This window comes from bacterium, from assembly GCA_029210965.1.
Classification (GTDB): Bacteria; BMS3Abin14; BMS3Abin14; order BMS3Abin14; family BMS3Abin14; genus JALHUC01.
Window position 1 is genome coordinate 1 of record JARGFZ010000026.1, and the last position, 25,565, is coordinate 25,565.

The 25,565-nt window shown below is 51.9% G+C and carries 24 protein-coding genes; 23 read left to right on the forward strand and 1 reads right to left on the reverse strand.

Annotation, left to right across the window (positions count from 1 at the left end):
* Window positions 1-253: 253 nt before the first annotated feature.
* Window positions 254-508 (reverse strand): hypothetical protein, encoded by a 255-nt coding sequence (locus P1S59_10065; protein ID MDF1526595.1) that lies wholly within the window; start codon window positions 506-508, stop codon window positions 254-256.
* Between the two features lie 177 nt (window positions 509-685).
* Here P1S59_10065 and P1S59_10070 point away from each other — a divergent pair, with 177 nt between their 5' ends.
* The 23 genes from P1S59_10070 to P1S59_10180 all read left to right on the forward strand — a co-directional run bounded on the left by P1S59_10070 (window position 686) and on the right by P1S59_10180 (window position 25,531).
* Window positions 686-1,549 carry a pirin family protein gene (locus P1S59_10070; protein MDF1526596.1) on the forward strand — a complete coding sequence of 288 codons (864 nt, stop codon included), beginning with the start codon at window positions 686-688 and terminating at the stop codon, window positions 1,547-1,549.
* Between the two features lie 330 nt (window positions 1,550-1,879).
* Window positions 1,880-2,455 (forward strand): cupin domain-containing protein, encoded by a 576-nt coding sequence (locus P1S59_10075; GenBank protein MDF1526597.1) that lies wholly within the window; start codon window positions 1,880-1,882, stop codon window positions 2,453-2,455.
* A 343-nt stretch (window positions 2,456-2,798) separates the two neighbouring features.
* Window positions 2,799-3,635, forward strand: coding sequence for a FixH family protein (locus P1S59_10080; protein MDF1526598.1), 837 nt, complete (start codon window positions 2,799-2,801; stop codon window positions 3,633-3,635).
* A gap of 288 nt (window positions 3,636-3,923) precedes the next feature.
* Window positions 3,924-5,159 (forward strand): cytochrome c peroxidase, encoded by a 1,236-nt coding sequence (locus tag P1S59_10085; GenBank protein ID MDF1526599.1) that lies wholly within the window; start codon window positions 3,924-3,926, stop codon window positions 5,157-5,159.
* A 391-nt stretch (window positions 5,160-5,550) separates the two neighbouring features.
* Window positions 5,551-6,018: a ferritin family protein gene (locus P1S59_10090; GenBank protein ID MDF1526600.1), complete on the forward strand. Its 468-nt coding sequence runs from the start codon at window positions 5,551-5,553 to the stop codon at window positions 6,016-6,018.
* Window positions 6,019-6,236: 218 nt separating this feature from the next.
* Window positions 6,237-7,679 (forward strand): tRNA lysidine(34) synthetase TilS, encoded by a 1,443-nt coding sequence (gene tilS, locus P1S59_10095; protein ID MDF1526601.1) that lies wholly within the window; start codon window positions 6,237-6,239, stop codon window positions 7,677-7,679.
* Between the two features lie 133 nt (window positions 7,680-7,812).
* On the forward strand, window positions 7,813-9,744 hold the full coding sequence (gene ftsH / locus P1S59_10100) for an ATP-dependent zinc metalloprotease FtsH (protein MDF1526602.1): 1,932 nt from the start codon (window positions 7,813-7,815) through the stop codon (window positions 9,742-9,744).
* The gene (gene folP, locus P1S59_10105; protein ID MDF1526603.1) at window positions 9,722-10,924 is read left to right on the forward strand and encodes a dihydropteroate synthase; all 1,203 of its coding nucleotides are present in this window, start codon (window positions 9,722-9,724) and stop codon (window positions 10,922-10,924) included. Before ftsH ends, folP begins: the two co-directional genes overlap by 23 nt.
* Before the next feature lie 8 nt (window positions 10,925-10,932).
* Window positions 10,933-11,754, forward strand: coding sequence for a diadenylate cyclase CdaA (cdaA, locus tag P1S59_10110; GenBank protein ID MDF1526604.1), 822 nt, complete (start codon window positions 10,933-10,935; stop codon window positions 11,752-11,754).
* A gap of 67 nt (window positions 11,755-11,821) precedes the next feature.
* Window positions 11,822-12,391: a CdaR family protein gene (locus tag P1S59_10115; protein ID MDF1526605.1), complete on the forward strand. Its 570-nt coding sequence runs from the start codon at window positions 11,822-11,824 to the stop codon at window positions 12,389-12,391.
* A gap of 94 nt (window positions 12,392-12,485) precedes the next feature.
* Window positions 12,486-13,847, forward strand: coding sequence for a phosphoglucosamine mutase (gene glmM, locus P1S59_10120; GenBank protein MDF1526606.1), 1,362 nt, complete (start codon window positions 12,486-12,488; stop codon window positions 13,845-13,847).
* Window positions 13,848-13,936: 89 nt separating this feature from the next.
* Entirely contained in the window at window positions 13,937-14,680 is a 744-nt protein-coding gene (locus P1S59_10125) for a pyridoxine 5'-phosphate synthase (GenBank protein ID MDF1526607.1), read from the forward strand.
* Window positions 14,677-15,054 (forward strand): holo-ACP synthase, encoded by a 378-nt coding sequence (gene acpS / locus P1S59_10130; protein MDF1526608.1) that lies wholly within the window; start codon window positions 14,677-14,679, stop codon window positions 15,052-15,054. Before P1S59_10125 ends, acpS begins: the two co-directional genes overlap by 4 nt.
* 1 nt (window position 15,055) lies before the next feature.
* The gene (locus tag P1S59_10135; protein ID MDF1526609.1) at window positions 15,056-16,606 is read left to right on the forward strand and encodes an NAD(P)H-hydrate dehydratase; all 1,551 of its coding nucleotides are present in this window, start codon (window positions 15,056-15,058) and stop codon (window positions 16,604-16,606) included.
* A gap of 3 nt (window positions 16,607-16,609) precedes the next feature.
* A complete protein-coding gene (locus P1S59_10140) occupies window positions 16,610-17,065 on the forward strand; it encodes a CBS domain-containing protein (protein ID MDF1526610.1) in 456 nt (151 codons plus the stop codon).
* Complete coding sequence (tsaE, locus tag P1S59_10145) at window positions 17,065-17,580, forward strand: tRNA (adenosine(37)-N6)-threonylcarbamoyltransferase complex ATPase subunit type 1 TsaE (protein MDF1526611.1); 516 nt, start codon at window positions 17,065-17,067, stop codon at window positions 17,578-17,580. Before P1S59_10140 ends, tsaE begins: the two co-directional genes overlap by 1 nt.
* Before the next feature lie 141 nt (window positions 17,581-17,721).
* Window positions 17,722-18,894 carry an alanine transaminase gene (alaC, locus tag P1S59_10150; GenBank protein ID MDF1526612.1) on the forward strand — a complete coding sequence of 391 codons (1,173 nt, stop codon included), beginning with the start codon at window positions 17,722-17,724 and terminating at the stop codon, window positions 18,892-18,894.
* An 87-nt stretch (window positions 18,895-18,981) separates the two neighbouring features.
* The gene (locus P1S59_10155; GenBank protein ID MDF1526613.1) at window positions 18,982-20,004 is read left to right on the forward strand and encodes an aspartate-semialdehyde dehydrogenase; all 1,023 of its coding nucleotides are present in this window, start codon (window positions 18,982-18,984) and stop codon (window positions 20,002-20,004) included.
* Window positions 20,005-20,138: 134 nt separating this feature from the next.
* The gene (locus P1S59_10160) at window positions 20,139-20,948 is read left to right on the forward strand and encodes an energy-coupling factor transporter transmembrane component T (GenBank protein MDF1526614.1); all 810 of its coding nucleotides are present in this window, start codon (window positions 20,139-20,141) and stop codon (window positions 20,946-20,948) included.
* A gap of 124 nt (window positions 20,949-21,072) precedes the next feature.
* Window positions 21,073-21,804: a tRNA pseudouridine(38-40) synthase TruA gene (gene truA / locus P1S59_10165; GenBank protein MDF1526615.1), complete on the forward strand. Its 732-nt coding sequence runs from the start codon at window positions 21,073-21,075 to the stop codon at window positions 21,802-21,804.
* Window positions 21,805-22,082: 278 nt separating this feature from the next.
* Window positions 22,083-22,790, forward strand: coding sequence for an ABC transporter ATP-binding protein (locus P1S59_10170; protein MDF1526616.1), 708 nt, complete (start codon window positions 22,083-22,085; stop codon window positions 22,788-22,790).
* 638 nt (window positions 22,791-23,428) lie between these two features.
* Window positions 23,429-24,526, forward strand: a complete 1,098-nt coding sequence (locus P1S59_10175) for a branched-chain amino acid ABC transporter substrate-binding protein (GenBank protein MDF1526617.1) — start codon at window positions 23,429-23,431, stop codon at window positions 24,524-24,526.
* A 102-nt stretch (window positions 24,527-24,628) separates the two neighbouring features.
* Entirely contained in the window at window positions 24,629-25,531 is a 903-nt protein-coding gene (locus tag P1S59_10180; GenBank protein ID MDF1526618.1) for a branched-chain amino acid ABC transporter permease LivH, read from the forward strand.
* Window positions 25,532-25,565: the final 34 nt, after the last annotated feature.

The following is a 25,565-nucleotide window of genomic DNA, read 5'->3' on the forward strand; positions in this document are numbered from 1 at the left end:
CTAAGGTTCTCTAAGTTCCCAACCTCAAAGGATAACCCACGGCTTCAAGGTTGGACAGGTCAATTCATTATGTCTAGGTCTGGGGGAATTGAAATGGGTGAAGTTCCTGCAGTGATAAATGGAACTCTATACAAACACCCGGAGCTTGCAACTGAAAGTTAAGCTGAATCTATCTCGGAAATGTTTAATCAATCACTATTCACCCGTCTTCGCTATCAGCTACGACGTGGCAGGCGGACAACTGATCACGGATTCATCCCTTCTCCAATTTATGACAGAAGTAGCATTTCTGCTTTCCTTCGGGTGGTGTTTTCCCGTCCACCGTGTGGTTCTCAGGGAGGGCCTCAGGAGAATGGCATTGGAAACAGGTTGTGTAATCTTTCTGTTTTTTGGGATGGTTCCCGTCCAGGGGCATTCTGGGGGTGGTGCTTTCAGGTGCCATGAGGAAGAAAATGAGGATGGCCGAGCAGCCGACCAGAAAAACAGCAGTTTGAACTTTTTTATTCATGTGATCTCCACAGTGTGGGCCTGGTTTTTTTGTATCGAACAGAATTTAACCATATCTGTTCCGTAATGGGGGGTCAAGGAGGGGTGACAGCAATCGACAATTGCGAATTGAGAATTACTGATTACATGCTTATATTACAGGACAAGGCTATGGATGAGGGGAGCAGATGGAGGCGATATGACGATTTTCAGAGAGCCGGTAAAGGTTTGGAGTTCTGTACCAACGATGGAGGGAGCGGGAGTTCGCCTTAAAAGGGCGTTCGGGCATACCGAGATGCCCAGGCTCGATCCATTCCTGCTTCTGGACGATATTCACTCACGGAATCCTGAAGATTATACGGCTGGATTCCCATGGCATCCCCACCGGGGTATCGAAACTGTGACCTATGTCCTCCACGGCGATGTGGAGCACGGAGACAGTATTGGAAACAGGGGCTCCATAAAGGACGGGGATGTTCAGTGGATGACTGCCGGCAGCGGCATTGTGCATCAGGAGATGCCCAGGGCAACAAGTGGTCAAATGAGGGGGCTGCAGCTGTGGGTAAACCTTCCCGCTTCCATGAAAATGATGGATCCCAGGTACAGGGATATCAAGGCTGATACAATTCCCGTAGTCACACAGGAGACAGGGAGCAGGGTTCGGGTTGTCGCAGGGACCTACGGAGGTGTGTCAGGACCTATGAGAGATCTGGTACAGAACCCTCTCTACCTGGATATTACCTTGTTGCCGGGCACGAGGTTTACCCAAAGTTTTGAACCGGGTCACACCGTTTTTGCCTATACTCTTGACGGTTCCGGTAACTTTTCACCAGGAGCCGGAAAGCCTGTAGGGGATGAAAAGGTGATCCTCTATGGCCCAGGGGATCACATCGAGATCACGGCAGGAAAGAGCGGGCTGCGTTTTCTTCTGATTTCAGGTCAGCCTATCAGGGAACCGGTTGCCTGGAGAGGCCCCATTGTCATGAACACGGAAGAGGAACTGCACGAAGCTTTTCGGGAGTACCGTGACGGTACATTCATTAAAGTGGGAGAGCATCCGTAGTGAATATCTGTATCGGTGTGTCGGAGAATCGGTGTAACGGTGAAGGGATTAGGAAAACCACTAGACGCGGAGACACGGAGAGGGGGAGACACGGAGTAGTTATTATCTCCGCGTCCTCGCGTCCCCGTGTCACCGTGTCATGGGAACCTACAAACGTTCACCGTTCACTGCTTTTTCCCCCGACACCACTGTGGTAAAGTGGTTACTGAACAATTTAAGTTCGTTACTCAAATCTGTTCCCAAATTGAAATATGTTCTCAATGACCGTAAGATCGATAGTGTTAAATCGCTTTCAAACAACACGATTTATTGCATGAGGGAGGAGCTCAGATGCAAGGCGACCAGATCGGGGATCGGATACGCAACTTCAGGGAAATAAAAAGGCTTTCAACGGAGGAGTTGGCGGAAAGGTCAGGGCTTGACGTCAATTTCGTAGAACAGGTCGAGGAAAATACAATCAAACCGGCGCTAGGAACCCTTCTGAAGTTCTCCAGGGCCATGGGTATAAAAATGGCCAACTTCCTGGATGTCTCGGTGAGCAGGGATCCAGTGGTGGTCAGATCTGGTGACATTGACGGGTTTCAGAGAACCGAACTGTCATCTGAAAGCGGTGTGCCTACCTCCCTTGTTTTTCACCACCTTGCCCAGGGCAAGATTGACAGGCATATGGAACCGTTCTTCATCGAAGTACTGCCCCAGCTGCCTGGACAGGTTAAGGTTTCCCAGCACGAAGGCGAGGAGTTTATTGCCGTTGTATCCGGAGAGATCGAGCTGCAGTACGGAAAAGACACCTACAGGCTTAAGCCTCGCGACAGCGCTTATTACAGCTCCGATGTCCCTCACAGGATCGTCGCCCTTAATGACGAGAAGGCTGAGATATACGCTGTAACCTACTTCCACTCCTGAAAAGAATGAAAATGCCCCTTTTTCACGAGTGGAAAAGGGGAGAGTGTAATGTGTAGAGTGCAGAGGAAAAATTAAAATCTAAACAGCGTGCATCCAGCTCGTTTCGGAGATTTGCGTGCCTTCACTCTACACACTACACTCTACAATTGGATTACACCCTGCACACTACACTATTTCAATGCCTTTTCTTCCAAGCCTTTTTTGAACCGGTCCCACTGGACGGTGAACCGCTCATGTTTTCCGCTCCCGATGGGGTCTTTTTCGTCCCTGTCTAAACAAAAAAACGTAATATTTTGGAAATCAATGGTTTATAGGTTAATATAATTTTCAAGGAGGAGAGATTATGAAAAAAGCGATACTGAGTCTCATGATACTAGGGCTGATCAGCTGGACGGGATGTGCTACCACCCAAACCGCCCACGACGATGGCGGGATGCATGCTCCCATGACCCAGCACTACGAAGACAGCATTTTTAAGGTCACTGAAAACGGCGAGTTCAGCGTTGAGGTCCTGTTCCCGGACAAAAAGGTTGAGATGGGGGTTAACAATGTGGATCTAATCATCCACAACAAGAAGGATGAAGATGTAACAGGCGCAAAAATAACCGTTACACCATGGATGCCCTCTATGGGACACGGCGTAATGGAAACGCCGGTCGCGAACGAAAAAGGCGGCGGTCTGTACAATGTGAAGAACGTGGTTTTTTCCATGACGGGCGATTGGGAGTTGAGACTTGAGATCGCCAGTGGATCCACCGCCGATTCAGTGAAGATCCCCCTGCCCCCAGTCGGTGCCATGGGTCATACCCACACCATGAAGGCGCCCAGTCCGTCAGAGATCGATACTTCCATGGAAAAAACCTCCATGAAGGGGCAATTTAACGTTTCCTATAAGAGCGACGTTCATCCTATTCCGGTAAACAGGCTGCTCAGTTGGAATCTCGATGTCAAAACTGCTGACGGTCAGCCGGTTAAAAATGCCCAGATCAAGATCCTCGGTGACATGCCTGAGCACGGGCACGGTTTTCCCACAGAGCCTGAAGTCTCCGGTACCATGGAAGATGGTCAGTTCCTGGTAGAGGGTCTCAAGTTCAGCATGCCGGGCTGGTGGGTTGTAACCTTCCACATCACAGCGGGTGAAATGATGGATCAGGTATCCTTCAACCTCCTTCTGAACTAGCCCGCATTATTCATGATGGTGATGAGATGTGAGCTAACTGTGTGGCAAATATGGATAAATGGGAATGGCACGATAAACATCATGAATTATGCGGGCTAGTAGTCTGCTGGAGAACTCATTCAGACTTCCAGCTGGGATTTATCGGAAGATGTTTTACTGGACCCATGAAAAGGTAAGCTAAATTAAAGAATTATGATGCTGATCAGTCGTCTTGGCTACCTCCGAAAAATTCACAGTCACGCCGATGGCGTGATCCGAGGTTGTCCGACACGCTGCCAGGGAGTGAATATGGCCGGTTCCAATAGGTTTTTAAGTCTGATACTGGTTCTGGGATCCCTTCTCGTGATTTTCCCTGGAACCGTCTACGCCGGAGTCCATGACTGGAGCCCCGGTGAGGTTCGTACCCTGAAGTCCCTCTGGATCAAATCCCTTCCCACTGTCCCCCAGGATCCTTCCAACGCCTACGGGGATGACAAACTGGCTGCTTCCCTTGGCAGGAAGTTCTTTTTCGACAAGAGGTTTTCGGGTAACGCCAAAGTCTCCTGTGGAACCTGTCATCGTGTGGATTACGCTTTTACCGACGACCTTCCCCTGGCCCACGGTATGGGAACTACAGGGCGTAGGACAATGACTCTCATCGGCTCTGCCTACTATCCGTGGCTTTTCTGGGACGGTAGGAAAGACAGCCTCTGGTCCCAGGCTTTGGGGCCCCTTGAAAGTTCCGTTGAGCACGGAATCTCCAGGGTATTCGTAGTTTCCATTATCTTTCAGCACTACAGGAAAGAATATGAAGATATATTTGGCCCGCTTCCGCCGGTGGGAAAGCTGGGACGGCTTCTTGCCAGGCCGGCATCTGACGATCCAGGGGCTTTCAAGGGGTGGCTCAAATTGAGTCTTGAAGACCGGGAAGCGGTAAACAGGGTTTACGTCAATCTCGGCAAGGCCATAGCGGCTTACGTCAGGACCATTTTGCCCGGAATATCGCGGTTTGACGAATACGTTGCCGCCCTGAATGAGGATCGCGCTGGTGATCTGAAAGGTATATTCACTGATCAAGAGGCCGAGGGACTGAGGATTTTCATCGGCAAGGCCAAATGTACCAACTGTCATAGCGGTCCTTTATTTACCAACGGTGAATTCCATAACCTGGATATTCCCGTTTCCGAAAAGATGCCGTTTGACGCGGGCCGGGCAGAGGGGATCAGTCTGGTGCTGGCCGACGAATTCAACTGTCTCGGCAACTTCAGCGACGCGAAGGGCAAGCAATGCCAGCAGCTCTGGTGGATGGACACCGATACCAGGAAGTACAACGGCGCAATGAAGACACCCACCCTTAGAAATGTGGTCGAGAGACCTCCCTATATGCATGCAGGGCAATTTAATGCCATCAGGGAAGTGCTGGATTTCTACAGGGGATCTAAAAACCCCGATATAGAGCACCAGAGTCTGACAAACAGTGATCTCAAGGCGCTGGAGGCGTTCCTTGGAACCTTGAGCGGTCCAATCCTGTCGCTGGGGGAGTGAACCGCGGCAATTGATCTCAGATCTCAAATCTCAGATCTCAAAAGTTCTCCAGGATTTGGGATGCAAAGTTGATGACTTCGTAAAAAGTCATCATGTAAGGAAAGTGAAAATGACACTTTTCGCTTTCCGAGGAGCAAAAAACCGATTACGGACTTTTTGCGACCCTATCAAAGTTGATCCTGTGTATCCCTGCGGTGCAGCCTGGAAATGGCTGCGAGGATATGAGTACTGGACCAGGACATGCATGGAATGAAGAAGGAGGAAGGAGGAATAATAACCGCGCTTATTCATCCTCCATCCTTCCTTATTCATCCTTCTGATTATTTGACTATTCTTTACTTTCCCCGAATTCGTGGTAAATTATATAAGGCTCTTCTCAGGAGGTGAATTTTTGAAAGCGAACCCGGCCATAGGACAGACCCTAATCGAGGCGATTAAACATGAGATCGAAGGCAGGGAGTTCTATCTGGCCCTGGCTAAGAGGGTTAAAAACCCCCTTGTGAGAAGGAAGATTCTCGGCCTTGCTGAGGATGAGCAGGAACACAGAGAAACACTAAGCAGGCTCTATTGGGCTCAGACTGGTACGGAAGTGGGTGGTTTCGATGATTTTGACGTCAGTGTCAACATCCCTGATGAAGAGAATATGTCTCTACCCGACCTCCTGCGATTGGCCATGGATACGGAAAAGAAAGCAGCAGCCACATATCTGGAAATGGCAGGAGCAGCAAGAGACGAGAGGTCTGCGGCGTTTCTGGAATATCTCTCGGAAATAGAGGAAGGTCATTATGAGGCACTGGCCTCCGAACTGGAGAAAATAGCCAGCAATCCGGGCTGGGAGGATCAGGGACCCTCGGACTAAAGGGAATAAAATTCTCGACGAATACAATAGCCCGGGGCAGCTGATCCCGGGCTTTTTATATTTGGAATAGGGAAGGAGGAATAGGGGAGGAGGTAGAAAAATTAATACATTCAGTGCAATATTGCAGGGAGTGTACTGCTGAAACAGTTTCCTACCACCTTCCACATACACTATTCCCTCTTCTGGCGATCTAGTTTGGAATCTGAAAAAGTAAATTTATGAATCTGCAGAAGAAAGTTAAGGAAAAGTTGCTCCAACTCGGCACCGGCCCGGAAGACACTTATCTTGTGGCTGTGTCCGGGGGTGCTGATTCCACGGCACTTCTTCTGACCATGCTGGCGGCCCTGGGAACCGCGCGGAACCTGACCGTCGCCCATCTGGATCACGGTATACGTCCCGGGTCACGACAGGATCTGGAAAAGGTCGTTGAGCTCTGCAGCAAGTCAGGAGTTGGGTTGGTCACAGGTCAACTGGACCCAGTGGAACTCGAAGCCCATCGTCGAAATTACGGTTCCCTTGAGGCTGGCATGAGGTTCCTCAGATACCGGTTTCTTTTTGAAACCGCCAAAAAGGCGGGTTCCAAGTGGATTCTAACGGGGCATACTGCAGACGATCAGGCGGAAACGGTGCTTTTCAGGGCCACCAGGGAAATGGACTGGAGGTCCCTGGGAGGAATACCTGAAAGGAGAGGGATGATCCTGAGGCCTCTTATCGATGTGCCCCGATCGGCTACCTGGTCTTATTGCCAGGTCATGAACGTCAGTCCTGTCTCGGATCCCTCAAACTTCGACGGGGCTTATGCGCGCAGCAGAATAAGGAACAGGATACTGCCGGGACTCGCAGCCACGTTCAATCCGGACATATGTGATCTTCTGCGTCGGATGGGTCGGGCGGCCGGGAGTCTGTCCTTGATGGAGGAAGACCTCCTCCACGGATTTCTACCTGATCCAGGCCACGAAAACCCAGGATTCGTCGAACGGGAAACCCTCCTGGCACTACCCGGGATCCTTCAAAAGCGTTTGATCGGGGACTTCCTGGTCCAGGCGCTGCGTGAATATCCGTCCAGGGCCCTTGTGGATGACGCCCTTGAATTTGTTCTGGCCGGCAGGAACGGACAGCTCTCACTGCCTGGAGAAATGACCCTGACTCTCTCTTACGGACTGGCCCATGTCGACGAATCTGTCCCGCCGTCCGAGTGTGGCCTGCCATCCAGGCCCCTGGAGCTGAAGGTTCCCGGCAGTCTGATCATCCCTTCTGCAGGGCTGGCCATAACCGCAAAGGAAAAGGTTCTGAAAAACCCCGTAAGTTATCCCTGCGGCAAGTCGTCCGTGCTTCTTTCAAAAAAAGGCCTTACAGGCTCCCTGTGGGTCCGAAAACGGCTGCCTGGAGACCGTTTCATGCCCATCGGAATGGAAAGAGACAAGAAACTGAAAGATTTCCTGGTGGACCGCAAAATTCCCAGGGCAGCCCGTGACCGGATCCCGATCATCCTGGACGGGAAGGATAATATTCTCTGGGTAGGTGGGATAGAAATCTCACAAAAGGCAGTTCTGGAGGGAATGGAAGGCGAGGAGGCGATCCTTCTCTCCATGGAAGAACTTTCATCCAGGGATTCACCTATCACAAACAGATGTGGCCGAACCCCCCGGGTCTCTGGATAAAACTGCCTGAAAATTGCCGGTGTGGCCTGCTGAAATTCCCACAAGAGCCCGAAAATACTGCAAAATCTGGTTGTTCGCCCATGTAAAATGTGATAAACGTTTAATTTAACTGCAAAAAATGGAGGTAACAGTCTTGAACAACTTCTACAGGAACCTGTCGCTCTGGGTTGTCATTGGGCTTGTTGTCATCCTGCTCTACAACCTCTTTTCCGTGAGACCCCAGCCTGTCACTGAACTGGTTTACAGTGAATTCCTGAGCCGTGTTGAGGGTGGGGAGATCAAGGAGGTTCTTTTGAGCGGCCGGAACATTTCCGGTAAGTTCCATGATGACACACAATTCTCTTCATACAGTGCAGAGGATCCCGATCTGGTCCCCTATTTGAGGGAAAAAGAGATCCGCATTGTGGCTGAACCGTCCCAGGATAGCCCCTGGTACGTAATGATCTTCGTAAACTGGTTCCCTATGCTGCTTCTCATTGCCGTGTGGATCTTTTTCATGAGGCAGATGCAATCGGGAGGCAGCAAGGCCATGTCTTTCGGGAAATCCAAGGCTAAGTTGCTGACAGACGCGACGAGCAAAGTTACCTTCAACGATGTAGCCGGAGTTGACGAAGCCAAGGAGGAACTCGAGGAGATCATCGATTTTTTAAAGGATCCCCACAGGTTTCAGAGGCTGGGCGGCAAGATTCCCAAGGGAGTCCTTCTCATGGGACCGCCAGGTACAGGCAAAACCCTTCTGGCCAAAGCTATAGCGGGGGAGGCAAGTGTACCGTTCTTCTCCATCAGCGGTTCCGATTTTGTGGAGATGTTCGTGGGTGTGGGAGCCTCCAGAGTGAGGGACCTTTTCGATCAGGGCAAGAAGCATGCGCCGTGTATTATTTTTATCGACGAGATCGACGCTGTGGGCAGGCACCGCGGAGCTGGTCTGGGAGGTGGGCACGACGAGAGGGAGCAGACGCTCAACGCCCTTCTTGTCGAAATGGACGGCTTTGAGTCCAACGAAGGGGTTATTCTCATCGCGGCCACCAACAGACCTGATGTGCTTGATCCCGCCCTTATGAGACCGGGCAGGTTCGACCGCCAGGTCGTGGTCCCAAACCCGGACATCAAGGGAAGACAGGGCATTCTGGAGGTCCATTCCAAGAATATCCCTGTGGCTGATGACGTCGAACTGGAGATCGTGGCGCGTGGTACACCCGGTTTTTCGGGGGCCGATCTGGCAAACCTTGTCAACGAGGCGGCTCTTCTGGCTGCCCGCAAGGACAGGAGTAAGGTTACCATGGATGATTTTGAGGACGCCAAGGACAAGGTTCTCATGGGTACGGAACGACGAAGTATGATCATCAGCGATGTGGAAAAGCGTATAACAGCCTATCACGAGGCAGGGCACACCCTTGTTGCCAAAATGATCCCCGGCGCTGATCCTATTCACAAAGTCACCATCATTCCCCGTGGACGCGCTCTCGGTCTGACTCAACAACTGCCTATTGATGAACGGCACACTTACCCGAAGGAGTATCTGACGGACCGCATCGCCATCCTCCTTGGCGGCCGGGTTGCCGAAGAACTGGTACTTCACGAACAGACGACCGGGGCTGGCAACGATATCGAAAGGGCCACCGATCTTGCACGGAAAATGGTCTGCGAATGGGGGATGAGCGAGGAAATGGGACCCTTGTCATTCGGCAAGAAGGAAGAGCAGATCTTCCTCGGAAGGGAGATCTCGCAGCACCGGGATTACAGTGAGAGCACTGCCATAAAGATAGACGATGAGGTTAAGAAGCTTGTTACGGATGCTCATGTAAGAACGACTGCTATCATCACCGAGAACCTGGAATCTCTTCACAGGCTCGCGAATGCGCTCCTGGAACGTGAGACGCTCGGCGGCGAAGAGATTGATATGGTTATCCACGGCGAGGTGCTTCCTAAACCGAAACCCAGATACCAAAAGGCAGTTGATACCGGGGATGAAGAAACCTTGCCGAAGCAGGTGGAGGAAGAAGAGACAGGAAAGGTAGCTGAAGAGGAAAAGGAAGAGCAGGATGCGCCGCCCGAGGCTGATTGACCCTGGATCCTCGGGGATCAGGAGGGAAATGGCTTTAATGGGTGTCGATCCAGAGGGGATCGACATAATGGAGGGGAAGTCAAGGCATCATCTTATCCGGTTTGATGACGTTGATCTGAGGGCCGCCCTTATCCTGAAACAGGATATGCTTTCCCTTGGTGGAGAGGCTGCTCTTCGGAAAGAGGCTGCGGGTCTCAAGGTTCAAAAAACCCCGGTTCTCCTGATGGGAACAACCAGGCAAATGCGTGGACTTGTCTGCAAGCTGGTGGGGCAGCCTTTCAAACTGGCTGACCTGTCCCGTTCCATCGAAGGACTCCTGGATACTATCGATAAAGATAGACGATACGTCGTCAGGGGGGAGAACCTCCTTTCAGGCGGGAAGAAGGTGGTCGTGGGGATTTTAAACGTCACCGAGGATTCCTTTTCGGATGGCGGAAAATACTCCGGGAAGGAAGCGGCTGTGGCAAGGGGTGTTGAAATGGCGGCACAGGGAGCCGACATCATTGATGTCGGGGGCGAATCCACGCGTCCCGGAGCCAGGCCGGTAAGTGCCAAAGATGAGTGGGAAAAGGTGATCCCGGTGATACGGGACCTGGTAGCCCAGGGAGTAAAATTCATTTCGGTGGACACAACCAAATCGGAGGTGGCCGAGAAAGCGATCCTGGAAGGGGCGAGTATCGTGAACGACATTAGCGGCATGACCTTCGATCCTGGAATGGTCCATACTGCTGCGGCTTCCAGGTCATCGGTTATCCTCATGCATACAAGAGGGCGCCCGGAATTCATGCAGGACGATACTATTTACGTCGATCTGATGGGGGAGGTCTGCTCCTGCCTCGAGGCAGCCATGGATGTGGCTATGGACGAGGGAATCCCGGCAGAAAAGATCTGTCTCGATCCGGGGATCGGATTTGGCAAGTCTCTGGAGCAGAACGTGGAACTAATCTCACGGATAGGGGAACTCCGGTCACTGGGTGCCGCTGTGATGGCGGGCGCCTCAAGGAAATCGTTCATCGGCGAGCTGACCGGTACGGATGTCAGTAACAGAATGCCTGGTTCCGTGGCAGCTGCCGTAGCAGCTGCCCTCCAAGGTGCTGATATGGTCAGGGTTCATGATGTGGCTGAAACTGTTCAGGCCATGGCTATCGTGTCCGGGATGAAAGGTCCCGTCAGAGGATGAGCACCCTTATGGATCTCAATTCCCTAATCGGTCTGCGCGACCTTCTGGATATCGCTGCAGTGTCTATCGTTTTATACTGGACACTCCTGCTCATCAGGGGAACCAGAGCCCTGCAGATGGTGTTTGGTCTGGTTGTACTTGGGGGAGGTTACTTTCTTGCTCAGGCAGCCGAACTCACCACCTTTGGATGGATACTTGAAAACTTTCTGGGCTCCATTGTTATCGTAATAGTCATCCTGTTTCAGGATGAGATACGCCGGGCCCTTGCTCTTGTGGGGTCAAACCCCCTCACCGGCTCCAATCCCGGGGAGCAGAGGCACCTCATCGAGGAACTGGTCAAGACCGCCACGGCTCTGTCCAGCAAGAGGATCGGTGCTCTCATCGTAATAGAGCGTAATATCGGTTTGAAAAACTATATTGAAAAGGGGACGCCCATAGAGGGAACGGTGAGCAAAGACCTTCTCCTTTCCATTTTCATGCCCTTTTCTCCGATCCACGACGGCGCGGTCATCATCAGCGGAGGCCGGATAGCCGCCGCTCAGTGTTTTCTGCCCCTTACCCTTAATCCGAGACTTGAAAAAGTTCTTGGCACTCGCCACAGGGCTGCTCTTGGACTCACCGAGGAAACAGACGCTGTGGTCCTTGTTCTGTCAGAAGAAACAGGGAAGATTTCTACGGCCTGTGAGGGTAAGCTTTACTCCAGGCTCGAGGCTGAAGAGCTCAAAAGAGTGTTGGAAAGGATGCTTGCCAAAGATGCTGATCCCCAGACTTCAAACTGGTGGGAAAGGATAAAGATTGCTGTCCGTTCTTGGAAAAAATCTGACTCTTAAGGTTTTATCGGTCATCTTCGCCATTTTTCTCTGGTTTTTTATTTCCAGGGGCCAAGGTGGTGAAAGTATGGAGATAAGCCTTGGTGTGCCTGTTGAGCTCCACAACCTTTCCCCTGAAATGGAGGTCATCAGGGGGCCTGTTGAGCGTGTGGATGTGCGTATGTCGGGCCCCCGGCGGGACGTATCCCGGGTTTCCCAGCTGGGCATCTACGTTACCCTGGATCTTTTAGGGGCGGCGGAAGGGGAGACCACATTTGAACTGTTTACCTCGGACATAAAGGTCCCTGAAAGGATCACTGTTACCAGAGTAAGCCCATCCAGCGTAAACCTTGTTCTGGAAAGAACTGCCAAAAAGGAAGTAGGGATCGTCGTCCCTGTTGAGGGTACCCCCATGGACGGTTATGTGGCATTGGATCCTGTCGTCACACCGGATGTCATGGAGATCAAAGGCCCTCGATCGCGGATGGCAAGAATAAAGACCCTCAAAACCCTTCCCATCAGTGTTGAAGGAGCTTTTGAGGATCTAAAGGGGGAAACCTCTGTGATCCTGCCCGAAGAGGGAACGGTTCACGCCATCAAGCGTTCCAGCATTCAGTACGTTATACCGGTGGTCAAGGTCCAGACCGGCAACCAGTAGGCTGGCAGATAACCGGAGAAAATTTCCCGAATCATGGATCTGTAAGGGCTGAAGTAAAGTATTCATAAAAAACTTTAATAAAAGCGTCTAAATTATGGATAATAAAAAATATTTTGGGACAGACGGCATAAGGGGTGTGGCAAACAGAGGCCACATTGTGCCGGAGTTTATTCTCCAGTTGGGGAAGGCTGCCGGGTCATTTTTCAGAAAGGGCAAGCTCCATCCAAGGATCATAATCGGCAAGGACACCAGGCTTTCAGGTTATATGATCGAATCAGCGCTGATGTCCGGGATATGCGCCATGGGAGCAGACGTCTATTTTGTCGGACCGCTTCCAACACCCGCCATATCCTTTCTCGTCAGATCCATGCGAGCTGACGCCGGTATCGTTATCTCCGCTTCCCACAACCCCTACACTGATAACGGGATAAAATTTTTCGGATCAAACGGAAGGAAGCTTCCGGATGAGGTCGAAGCAGCCATAGAACAGTTCATGGATTCAGGACCCCTGGATGGCCCAGATGGTGATGGGCTTGGAAAGGCCTACAGAGTTGATGACGCTGAAGGAAGGTACATTGCTTTTGCGAAATCAACGATTGATGAGGGTATCAATTTTGAGGGTTTGAAGGTGGTCGTAGACTGTGCCAATGGGGCGGCTTATGAGGTCGCTCCAAAAATATTCTCTGAGCTGGGAGCTCAAGTTATTGTTATCGGCGGGAACCCCGACGGACTCAACATTAACCTTGGGTGTGGTTCCACAGCCCCCGAGGCAATGGTCAAGGCCGTTCTGGAAAGCGGTGCGGATTTAGGTATCGCTCTGGATGGGGATGGTGACAGGGCCATACTGTGCGATGAAAAAGGTAACCTTGTAGATGGCGACGATATTCTTTTTCTGAGTTCCCTGGAACTTCAGCAGGTGGGGCGACTTGCCAACAAAACCGCTGTGGGTACCATCATGACCAACGTAGGTTTGCAGAGCGCCTTGCGGAAAAAGGGGATAACCCTCCTCAGGGCTGACGTCGGAGACAGATACGTACTGGAGGAGATGACCAGAACCGGGTCCGTACTTGGGGCTGAGCCATCAGGCCACGTTATTTTCAGTGATTATGCCCCCACGGGGGACGGGATCGTGACTGCCCTCCAGACAGTTGGAGCCATTGTAAAGAAAGGTTGTCCCCTTTCCAGTTTGACTCAGGGATGGAAGAGATATCCTCAGATCATGGTGAACCTTCGCACCAGGGACCGGGTGCCCCTGGACGGACAAAGCTGGTTCGAGGAACTGCTCGACAATGCCCGCAATGAACTGGGGGAAGATCACCTTCTGAGTGTGCGTTATTCGGGTACCGAACCTCTTATCAGGGTGACTGTTTCCAGCGAATCGGAAAACACAACCATGATGGTCTGCGACAGCCTGTGTGACGCGCTTATTGAGCGGTTCGGGTGGGAGAGATTCTAGTTTTGGGTTTGGCGTTTGAGGTTTGAAGTTGCATTGGGCAAGACCAGCTACTCTAAATACTGAACTCTCAAAAGGTTTTGGAGGTTTACATGTTTAAATCAGGATCGGGATACACGAGACTCGGTGTCAATATCGATCACGTGGCTACAATCAGGCAGGCTCGGGGAGGCCAAAGCCCCGATCCGGTTGAAGCGGCTGTCCTGGCTGAACTTGCCGGGTGCGACGGGATAACTCTCCATCTCAGGGAAGACAGGCGTCACATCCAGGACAGAGATCTGGCCATTATAAAACGTACTGCCAAAACGAGTCTTAACCTTGAAATGGCGGCTACCCAGGACATGGTCAAAATAGCCCTCGACGTCAAGCCTCACACCGTCACTCTCGTACCCGAGCGTCGCGAGGAATTGACCACCGAGGGAGGTCTCGAGGTGGCTATGAACATGGATTATCTGAAAAAGGTGACGAGCCTCCTGAGGGATGCCGAGATCAAGGTCAGCCTTTTTGTTGATCCTGATATGGATCAGATAAAAGCCACCCACAGGATCGGGGCCAATGCGGTGGAGATCCATACGGGCAAGTACGCAGAAGCCAAGACCAAAGCGGTTGCTGAAGAGGAGTACGGAAAGATCGTGAATGCTGCCAAAGTAGCCCAGAAGCTCAAACTGGAGGTTATTGCGGGTCATGGTCTTGATTACCATAATGTAAGGGCCATTGTTGAGATAAGCGAGGTTATTGAAGTGAACATCGGCCATAGTATCGTTTCCCGGGCCGTCCTGGTCGGCATGGAGAGGGCGGTAAGGGAGATGAAAATGGCTATGGGAGGCTTGCTATGATCATTGGTGTAGGGATCGATAATGTGCAGAGCAAGCGAATTAAGGAAATGCTGCTCAAGTGGGCCGACCGCGTGGAGAACCGCGTATTCGATGAAAAAGAGTTGGAGTACTCCAAATCCAAGGGAGAGCCACATTTGCATCTCGCCGCTCGCTTCGCGGCCAAAGAAGCTCTGTTCAAGGCACTGGGAAAAGGGTTGAGTGAAGGAATGACTTGGACCGATGTTACGGTCCAGAACGACGAAGCCGGAAAACCCCACATTCGATTAAAACGAAAGGCGAAAGACATCGCCGATCAAATGGGAGTCGCTACAATCCACGTCAGCCTTACCCACACTGATGACTGTGCCATGGCTGTCGTTATCCTGGAGGCTTAGCTTGAAAACGGTTACTCCCTCGCAAATGAGGGAGATAGACAGAAGGACTATCGATGACCTTGGCATCTCTTCCCTTGTTCTCATGGAGAGCGCGGGTTTGGGGCTTGTTGACGAGATCGAAAGCCGCAACAATGGAGAAAGGCTCAGAGTCACAGTTGTCTGCGGACCCGGGAATAACGGGGGCGACGGCATGGTGGCCGCAAGGCATCTTGCCGACAGGGGACATGAGGTCGTTACATTTCTCGCAGCTCCGAGAGCCACTTTCAGCGGGGATGCAAAAGTCCAGTTGAGAACGCTCACACGACTGGATATGGATGTGACTGTATTGTCTTCGCAGTCTTCATACGAAAGAGCATTCCGACGTGCCGGGGACTCAGATATTACTATCGATTCACTGTTCGGCACCGGTTTGGGGAGGGCTGTGGAAGGGCAATGGGCGGAGTGTGTGAGGATCATCAACTCATGCCCGGGCCTCGTGATCTCCGCTGACGTTCCATCCGGCCTGGATGCGCGTACCGGCCATCCCCTGGGGGAGTGCGTCACGGCTGACGTCACTGTCACATTCGGCCTTCCAAAAACCGGGCTGGTGCTCTTTCCAGGCGCGCAGTTCGCCGGAGAAGTTGTCGTAGCCGACATAGGGATCCCCCGTTCGGTGATCGAGACCATGGATCTGCCGGGAGCCCTTCTTGGACCCGAGGCAGTCGAAGGCATTTACGAGGAACGATGGCCGGATACTCACAAGGGTTCATACGGTCATCTCCTCCTGTGCTGCGGTTCCACAGGCAAACTTGGTGCAGGGATCCTTGCATCGAGGGGGGCGTTGAGAGCCGGAGCGGGTTTGGTGACCCTTGCCGTTCCAGCTTCTGCCGTTCACGAAGTTGATGCGGCCACCCCCGAGGTCATGACCGCACCTCTACCTGAGACCGCTGGGGGTTCTTTCTCACGAATGGGCGCTAACGGGCTTAAAAAGCTGATAATGGAACGGGATGCTCTAGGTATAGGACCTGGTATATCCACCGATCCGGAGGTCGCAGAACTGGTCAGGGAGGTTCTCAGTTGGGAGAGCTTTCCCGCCGTCCTGGATGCGGATGCCCTGAACGTTCTGGAGGGAGATCTGGAACTTTTAAGACCCCGTGGCCAACATACCGTGATCACACCACACCCCGGTGAGATGTCCCGACTCATCGGCGGCAGCATCCGGGATGTCCAGTCCGATCGCATCGGAGCAGCACTGGAATGTTCCGGGAGAAGCGGTTGTGTCGTCGTTCTCAAGGGTGCGGGTACTGTGGTGGCTCATCCGGACGGGACCTTTTTTATTAATACTACCGGGAACCCTGGAATGGCTTCCGGCGGCACCGGCGATGTACTTACGGGCATGATTGGAGCTTTACTCGCCAGGGGGTGCAATACTTTAGACAGCGCCAAGGCGGCTGTTTATCTACACGGCGCCGCTGCCGATCTGGCAACAGAGAAGGTTTCGGAACACGCTCTCACAGCAACCGATATTATTGATTCCATTGGTTTGACTCTGATGGGGATGAGGACGGAGTAGAGCATGCTTACAGCTTCCCAGATAATGACAAAACAGTTCCTCACTATCTTGCCCGAGATGAGCGTTGAAGAGTTGGCCAGACTGCTTCTTCGGGAAGATGTTACCGGTGCCGTGGTCATAGATAAAAAAGGAAAACTGCTGGGAGTGGTGACGGAGGGGGACCTTATCGCAAAGGAGAAGAACCTCCATCTTCCCACGGTAGTTTCCCTCTTCGATTCCGCTATCTACCTTGGAACATCCGAACATTTTAAGGACGAACTGCACAAGATGGTAGCTACAAAGGTGGATGATATTTTCACCAAGGCCCCTGTTACTATCGACCTGAACACTTTCCTGGCTGATATCGCGACTATCATGTCAGAAAAAAGAATCCATTTCCTTCCTGTAATGCATGAAGGGAGAGTGGAGGGGGTTGTCGGGCGAAGAGAAATTCTGCGGGCCCTGGCGGAAGGGAGCTGATGAAGCACGGGACCCGGCTGTTACTGGAAACTCCCGAAGAGATGCTGGCACTGGGACAACGCCTGGGTGCAATCCTTTTCGACGGGGCGGTTATCGGGTTGTCAGGCCCTCTGGGAGCCGGGAAGACAACCCTGGCAAGAGGTATTGCTGATGGGATGAGGATCGATGACGGATACGTCGTCTCCAGCCCGACCTACACCATTATGCAGAGTTACCCTTGCCTGGAGCGTGAACTTCACCACATGGACCTCTACAGGATAACGAATTCTGACGATCTTGATTCTACAGGATACAGGGACCATGTCGGGGGGAACGCTGTCTTCATTGTGGAGTGGCCAGAGAGGGAACCATCGGTTCTGACCTCGGAGCACCTCATCGTAAATATTGATTACCGGGAAAAGGGCAGGGACGTCACATTTGTCCCGTCGGGCGATCTTTACGAAGAGTTGGCGAAACGGGTTGTGGGTGTGTTTAGCTTAAACTGCTCGACACGGAGACACGGAGACACGGAGTGAAATACGCTGCGTCACCGCGTCATTTCTTTTCCCTGCGTCATAATTGACACCGTTCAGAGCCGGTGCTATGAGAAGCGATTGCTGCTGCGGGTTATAAACATTTGGAACCCGGAACCCTAAACTCTAAACGGGAATATTGACATGGAAGAATTTTATCGGATCGAAAGACTGCCGCCATACGTATTTAACATCGTCAATGAGCAAAAATACAAGGCGAGAGTGCGTGGCGAGGATATCGTGGATTTCGGTATGGGTAATCCAGATTTGCCGACCCCCAAACACATTGTGGATAAACTGATTTCCGCCGCCAGTGATCCGAGGAACCACCGCTACTCGGTGTCCAGAGGTATCGGGAGGCTGCGTGGGGCAATGGCCGACTGGTACAAACGCCGCTACGATGTGGATCTGGATCCGGAAAGTGAAGTGGTGGCCACCATAGGTTCCAAGGAAGGTATCTCCCATCTCGTCTTGGCTGTAGCGGCTCCAGGTGACGTTGTCATGGTGCCTGATCCCTGTTACCCGATCCATTTCTACAGTGCAGTCATCGCTAATGCGGATGTTCGCAGTGTTCCCCTTATGGACGATGAGGATGAATTTTTAGCGCGTATCGAGAGTGCCGTAAAAAGCCTTTGGCCCAGGCCAAAAATGCTGGTGCTCAACTACCCGAACAACCCGACCACCAAGGTCGTGAACCTTTCCTTTTTTGAGAAGGTCGTAGAACTTGCCCGTGAATACAAATTTTATGTTGTCCATGATCTGGCTTACGCTGACCTGGTCTTTGACGGTTACGAAGCTCCCAGCTTTCTTCAGGCCCCGGGAGCCAAGGATGTGGGTGTGGAGATATTCACCCTTTCGAAGAGCTACAACATGCCAGGGTGGAGAGTCGGGTTCGTGGCTGGCAACCCGAAACTTGTGGGAGCACTGGTCAGGATCAAGAGCTACCTGGATTATGGAATGTTCCAGCCTATTCAAATCGCCTCCATTATAGCTCTCAATGGTCCCGATGACTGTGTCAGGGAGATCGTGGATACGTACAAGAACCGCAGAGACTTCCTGGTTTCCGGGCTTAACAGGATCGGGTGGGAGGTTGAGACGCCCAAGGCGACCATGTTCCTCTGGGCTCCCATTCCCGAACAGTACAGGGAAATGGGTAGTCTGGAGTTCTCCCTCATGGCAATGGAAAAGACCAAGGTTGCAGTAGCCCCTGGCATCGGTTTTGGTGAAGGAGGAGACGGGTTCGTTCGGTTCGCACTGGTCGAGAACGAACATCGCACCAAACAGGCGATAAAAGGCCTTAAAACGCTTTTCGAATAGTTTTTGTTATTCACCAGATGCATTGGTATTTCCTCTGCACCCTGCACTTTATACTCTGCACTGTTTTTTCGAGAGGGGGCACAACAAATGAGTCAGAAAAAGTTCAACGTAGCCATAGCCGGAGCCACTGGAGCCGTAGGCGAATTGATGGTCCAGGTTCTGGAGGAGCGGAATTTTCCTGTCGGCGAGATGCGATACCTCGCTTCCTCCCGATCGGCAGGCAAAGTCCTCAAGTGGAAAGGTGAAGACCTTGTCATTCAGGAAATGACCAAGGAGTCCTTCGAGGGTATTGACATTGCACTGTTTTCGGCGGGCGGAGGACGCAGCAAGGAGTTCGCGCCTGCAGCAGTGGCGGCCGGAGCGGTGGTCGTTGACAACTCGTCGGCCTTCAGGATGGATGAGGACATTCCCCTGGTAGTGCCCGAGGTAAATCCGGAGGATATCGGGCAGTACACGAAGAGAGGGATCATAGCTAATCCGAACTGCACTACCATCATTATGATAGTGGCCTTAAAGCCCCTGTACGACTATGCCGGGATAAAAAGGGTCGTGGTCTCCAGCTACCAGTCATCCAGCGGTGCAGGTGCCCAGGCAATGGCTGAACTGGTTAAGCAGACGAAAGACTGGAGCGCGGGAAAGCCCCTGGAAGTATCGGCTTTCCAGCATCAGCTTCTTTTCAACGTTATTCCCCATGTGGACTCCTTCGCCGACAACGGCTTCACGAAGGAAGAAATGAAGATGCACAACGAGACCCGCAAGATGCTTCACGATGACCAGATCCAGGTTTCGGCTACCTGTGTCCGGGTTCCAGTCCTGACTGCTCACTCCGAATCGGTCACCATCGAGACGGAAAGAGAGCTCACAGTTGAAAAAGCACGGGAACTTTTACATGGTGCCCCTGGTGTTGAGGTGCTCGATGACCCGGCTTCCAACGCCTATCCAATGCCTCTTTTCGTTGCAGGACAGGATACCTGTTACGTGGGGAGGATCAGGAAGGATTTCTCTACAGCCAATGCGCTTTCCCTCTGGGTAGTAGGTGATCAGCTCCGAAAAGGTGCGGCTACCAACGCTGTGCAAATAGCTGAAATCCTCGCACAGAATTACCTGTAGGAAAATCCTGTGCGAGAGCCCAAAGTCCAAGGTCCAAGGTCCAAAAGTAGATCGCATACCGAAAAAACAAGCAGGAGTAATTCTGCTTCAGCACTTTCTTTGGCCTTTGGGCTTTGGGCTTTGGGCTTGCATTTATGTCCTTTCTGAATATAGCCCTTGGCAACTATTATCCCGCGGAATCTTTTGTCCACAGCCTGGATCCCAGGCTGAAGATAATATCCCTGGCTGTCATGATGCTGATCACATTTGCGGTTGCTGGCCTGGCAGCTATTTTTCTTCACACCGCAATTGTGCTGGGGCTGGTACTCCTTTCCAGTATCCCTCTGAGAGTTTTCTACAAAGGGTTGCGACTGTTTGTTTTCCTTTTCTTTTTTACGGCCGTACTGCATCTGTTCTTCACACCAGGTACACCGGTTGTGGAATTTACAACGCCTTTCAGTATTACCATCACTGAAGAGGGGATAAGCCGGGGCGCACTGATATCCTGGAGACTGCTCACCGTTATAGCCCTCTCATCCCTGCTCACCTACACGACAAGCCCGCTATCTATAACAAGAGGTCTTGAATCGCTTTTGGCCCCTCTTGCCCGTCTTCGATTCCCTGTCCAGGATTTTTCCCTCATGATGATGATGGCCATCAGGTTCATCCCTGTTCTAACGGATGAAACTGATCGTGTGTGGAAGGCCCAGAGGTCCAGAGGAGCGGACCTGAGGAGGGGAGGGCTCAAGGTGAGGGCCGCCACCCTCATGTCCATCATACTTCCCGTGTTCATAGGTCTGTTTCGCAGGGCCGACGATCTGGCTATGGCACTGGAGGCCCGTGGGTACGTACCTGGAAAGCCCAGGTCGGCCATGTTCCCCCTGAAATGGAAAAGCAGCGACACAATGGCCCTGGTCTGCCTGGTGCTTTGGGCCTCTACAGTTCTGTTCCTGGCGCTCAGGTAGGCTCGCTTCGTTCGAGTTCCAAGTATCAGGTTTCAGGTTTCGTGTTAACTACAAACCTCAAACATCAAACATCAAATATCAAATATCAAATATCAAACATAACCGGTCTTGTTTGGAGTATCCTTTGAGACGAATAAAACTCACCCTGGAATATGATGGTACCGACTTTTCCGGTTGGCAGGTGCAGCCTGACCAGAGGACGGTCCAGGGTGCACTCCAGGAGAGCCTCAGTAACATGATGGGGAGCCAGATCAAGGTCATAGGATCCGGACGCACCGATGCGGGAGTTCATGCCGTCGAGCAGGTCGCCCACGCCGATGTCACAAGAGATATTCCGGCGACCAACATAATGATGGGGTTAAACAGCTCCCTCGACAGGGATGTGCGGGTACTCGAGTGTGTGGATACGGAACCGGCGTTCCACGCCCAGAGAAGCGCCACAGGAAAGACTTACCGGTATATTATTCTCAACGGGCCGCGCCCAACGGCCCTTGACAGATACAGGGTCTGGTACATTCGTCAGCCTCTCGACCTCGAAGCTATGGCGCAGGGCGCAGCTCACCTGATCGGTGAACAGGATTTTGCGGCTTTCAAATCAGCCGGGGATGAGACGACTACAGTCAGGACCCTCAGGAAAGTGGACATCAAGAAAACAGGAGACCACATCGTACTTCTTTTTGAGGCCAACGGTTTTTTAAAACACATGGTTCGGAACCTCACCGGAGCGCTTGTGGAGGTTGGTCAGGGAAAACTGTTTCCCGATGACATCAGGCGGCTGCTCCTGGGAAGGTCCAGGGAGAACGCTCCCAAAAAAGCTCCGCCCCAGGGTCTCACTCTTATGCAGGTTACATATTAAACCTGGTTTGAGCACCGTAGGTTTTCTGTCCACCATTACTTTAGCTGCGGTGGAAGTACGCGAAGGAACGCGGACGGTGGCAGGGAAAATCCCGAATGGGCGACTTGGGGGAAGAGTTGGATCCAGAATGCAGAATTCAGAATCCAGTAGCCAGTAAAAAGGCGCGGTTCTTAAATAAAGGCGATAGTATTTACCACCGGCTTCTACCTCTTGACCCGCAGGGGCAATTTAATTAAACTCCTGACTCGATTCTAAACCTCATTTATTAAGCGAGCTCAATGCTGAAAATAAATAACATCCACACCTATTACGGTAATATCCACGCCCTGAAGGGCGTGAGCATAGAGGTTTCCGAAGGGGAGATCATAACCCTTATTGGGGCCAACGGTGCCGGAAAAACGACGACCCTGATGTCTATCTCCGGGGTTGTTCCCATCCGGGAGGGAGAGATCCTTTTCCAGGGAGAACCGATCCACACCAGGCCCCCCGACCAGATCGTCGGTCTCGGGATATCTCAGGTTCCGGAGGGTAGACTTATATTCCCCGGGCTTACTGTGATGGAAAACCTGGATATCGGTGCCTTCCTGAGAAAGGATAAAGCCGGCATAAAGGAAGATCTGGATTATGTTCTGGATCTGTTCCCGATCCTGGCTGAGCGCCGACACCAGGCGGGAGGCACCTTGAGCGGAGGAGAACAGCAGATGCTGGCCATCTCTCGTTCACTCATGGCCAGGCCGCGACTTCTTCTCATGGACGAGCCTTCTCTCGGACTTGCCCCGATCATCGTGGAGCGCATTTTCGAGATCATCAGGAAGATCAATCAGGAGAATCAGACGACGATCTTCCTCGTAGAACAGAACGCCAACATGGCTCTGCAGATCGCCCACCGTGGTTATGTCATGGAAAACGGGCGCATAACCCTTGTTGACAGTGCCAGAAACCTGGCTACAAACGAGGATGTCAAAAAAGCATATCTGGGGATTTAAAATCCTGACGTTGAATATTGATGACTTCGCAAAAAGTCATCAATGCGCCCCTGCCGGGGCGCCCAAATCAATGACCGGCAGTATAAGTCATTGATTTGTAAGGAAAGCGAAAATGACACTTTTCGCTTTCCGTGGAGCAAAAAGCCAATAATGGACTTTTTGCGACCATATCAATATTGATGACTTCGCAAAAAGTCATCAATGCGCCCCTGCCGGGGCGCCCAAATCAATGACCGGCAGTATAAGTCATTGATTTGTAAGGAAAGCGAAAATGACACTTTTCGCTTTCCGTGGAGCAAAAAGCCAATAATGGACTTTTTGCGACCATATCAATATTACGCAGGATTTTAAATATGGAAAAGCCTGAAGCGGTATTCAACCTCTGTTTAGGGAGTGTATTTCCATACTTGCAATCCGATGGTCCCGGTTATTTAAAGATTGCAAGTTTACGGTTTTTGTTGACGCCGTCAAATGTTCAGGATAAGTATTGGGTTTATGTAAAAAACCGCTGACGCAAATCAAATCATATAGCAGTTTTCCCTTTTGGTGGGGGACCTGCCGGACCGCTCCACAGGGGTGTTTTCTAATACCAAGGAGGTGTTTGGATGAGAAGGGTAATGTGTATCGCAGTTGTTGTCATGATGGTCATGGCTCTAATGATCACTGGTTGCTCGAAAAAAGAAGAACCGGTACAAGCCATAAAAGTTGGCGTTGCAGGTCCCCACAGTGGTGACCTGGCATCCTACGGCATACCGACTGTTCGCGCTGCCGAACTGGTAGTCGAAGAGATCAATGCCAAGGGTGGCGTTCTTGGCCGGCCAGTGGAACTCCTTATCGAGGACGATGTATGTAAACCTGAAGTGGCTACCAATACCGCCACCAAGCTGGTTTCCGACGGGGCCGTTGTCGTTGTGGGGCACGTTTGTTCAGGGGCCACCAAGGCGGCTCTCGGGATCTACAACGATGCCGGTGTTATCGTCATGTCCCCGTCCGCTACAAATCCGGATCTGACCCAGAGTGGTGACTATCCCAACTTCTACCGCACTATCGCTTCAGATGACCTGCAGGCCAAGCTGGGAGTTGATTACACCGTTAACACACTGGGGGCCAAGAAGGTTGCAGTCCTTCACGACAAAGGTGACTACGGCAAAGGATACGCCGAGTTTGCCAAGAAATACCTGGAGGAGATGCCTGGAGTCGAGGTAACCCTGTTTGAGGGAGTCACCCCCGGGGCCGTCGATTACAGCGCCATCGTTCAGAAGGTAGGACAGTCTGGTGCCGAGGCAGTCGTTTACGGTGGATACCATCCTGAGGCCTCCAAGATCGTCACCCAGATGAAGAAGAAGAAGATGGACATCTTTTTCGTTTCAGACGACGGTGTTAAGGATGTGACTTTCATCAAGGTCGCGGGCGATTACGCTGAGGGTGTATACGCTTCCGGCCCCATGGATGTTTCCGATCTGCCCATGTACCAGAAGGCCGTTGAGGCTCACAAGGCCAAGTACGGTGAGGAGCCTGGCGCCTTTTTCAAGGAGGGTTATGCCGCAACGATCGCGCTGCTCAACGCCATCGAGAAGGCCGGATCCACCGAATCTGCTGCCATCGAAAAGGTGCTTCGCAGCCAGTTTGTTGACACGTCGGTGGGCAATATCTCCTTCGACGCGAAGGGCGATGCCATCGGTGTCGGATTCTCCATGTACAAGGTTGTTAACGGAGAATACGTAGAACAGAAATAAATTTTGAACCGATCCCTGGAAGCAGGGGGGAGGCACTAAGGCCTCTCCCCTGTTCTTTTGTTAACGCAAGGACACATGCATTCCCTACGACCCTGATAACTTATGGATTACTTCTTTGAGCTTTTTCTAGGCGGTCTTACCCGCGGGTCGATCTACGCGCTTATCGCTCTGGGCTATACGATGGTGTACGGCATCATCGAGTTGATAAATTTTGCCCATGGCGAAATTTACATGATCGGGGCCTTTACAGCGCTTATCGCAGCCAGCCTGTTAACCATGGCAGGGTTTCAAGGCCTTGCAGTGCTGGCACTTGCCATGGTTATTGCAGTAATTTATGCCGGGGCCTACGGATACACCGTTGAGAAGGTCGCCTATCAGCCCTTACGCCAGGCGCCCAGGCTAAGTCCCCTTATCAGCGCCATCGGGATGTCCATTTTTCTTCAGAACTACGTCCTTCTGGCGCAGACATCGGACTTTCTTCCGTTCCCGTCCCTGATACCTCAGTTCAAGTTTATGGAGTCGATCGAACACATTTTCAGCTCCTCTGAGCTTGTCATAGTGACGGTAACGGCTACGACAATGATCCTGCTCACTTGCCTCATCAAATTCACGCGCATGGGGAAGGCCATGAGGGCCACGGCCCAGGACAGAAAGATGGCCATGTTGGCGGGAATAAATATTAACCGTGTGATATCCACGACCTTTGTCATCGGCTCTTGTCTGGCCGCAGTGGGCGGAGTTCTCATTGCCTCACATATCGGGCAGATCAACTTCTATATCGGGTTTATTGCCGGGATCAAGGCCTTCACAGCCGCGGTGCTCGGTGGGATAGGATCGATTCCGGGAGCTGTTCTTGGAGGTCTCGTGCTGGGCTGGACCGAAAGTTTTGCCACCGGCTACATTTCCAGCGATTATGAGGATGTTTTCGCCTTTCTCCTGCTGGTCATCATCCTGATATTCCGGCCTGAGGGTCTGCTGGGCAAGTCCAGCACCCACAAGGTTTAGAGTTAGACTTGGATAACTTTGTTAACAAATATTC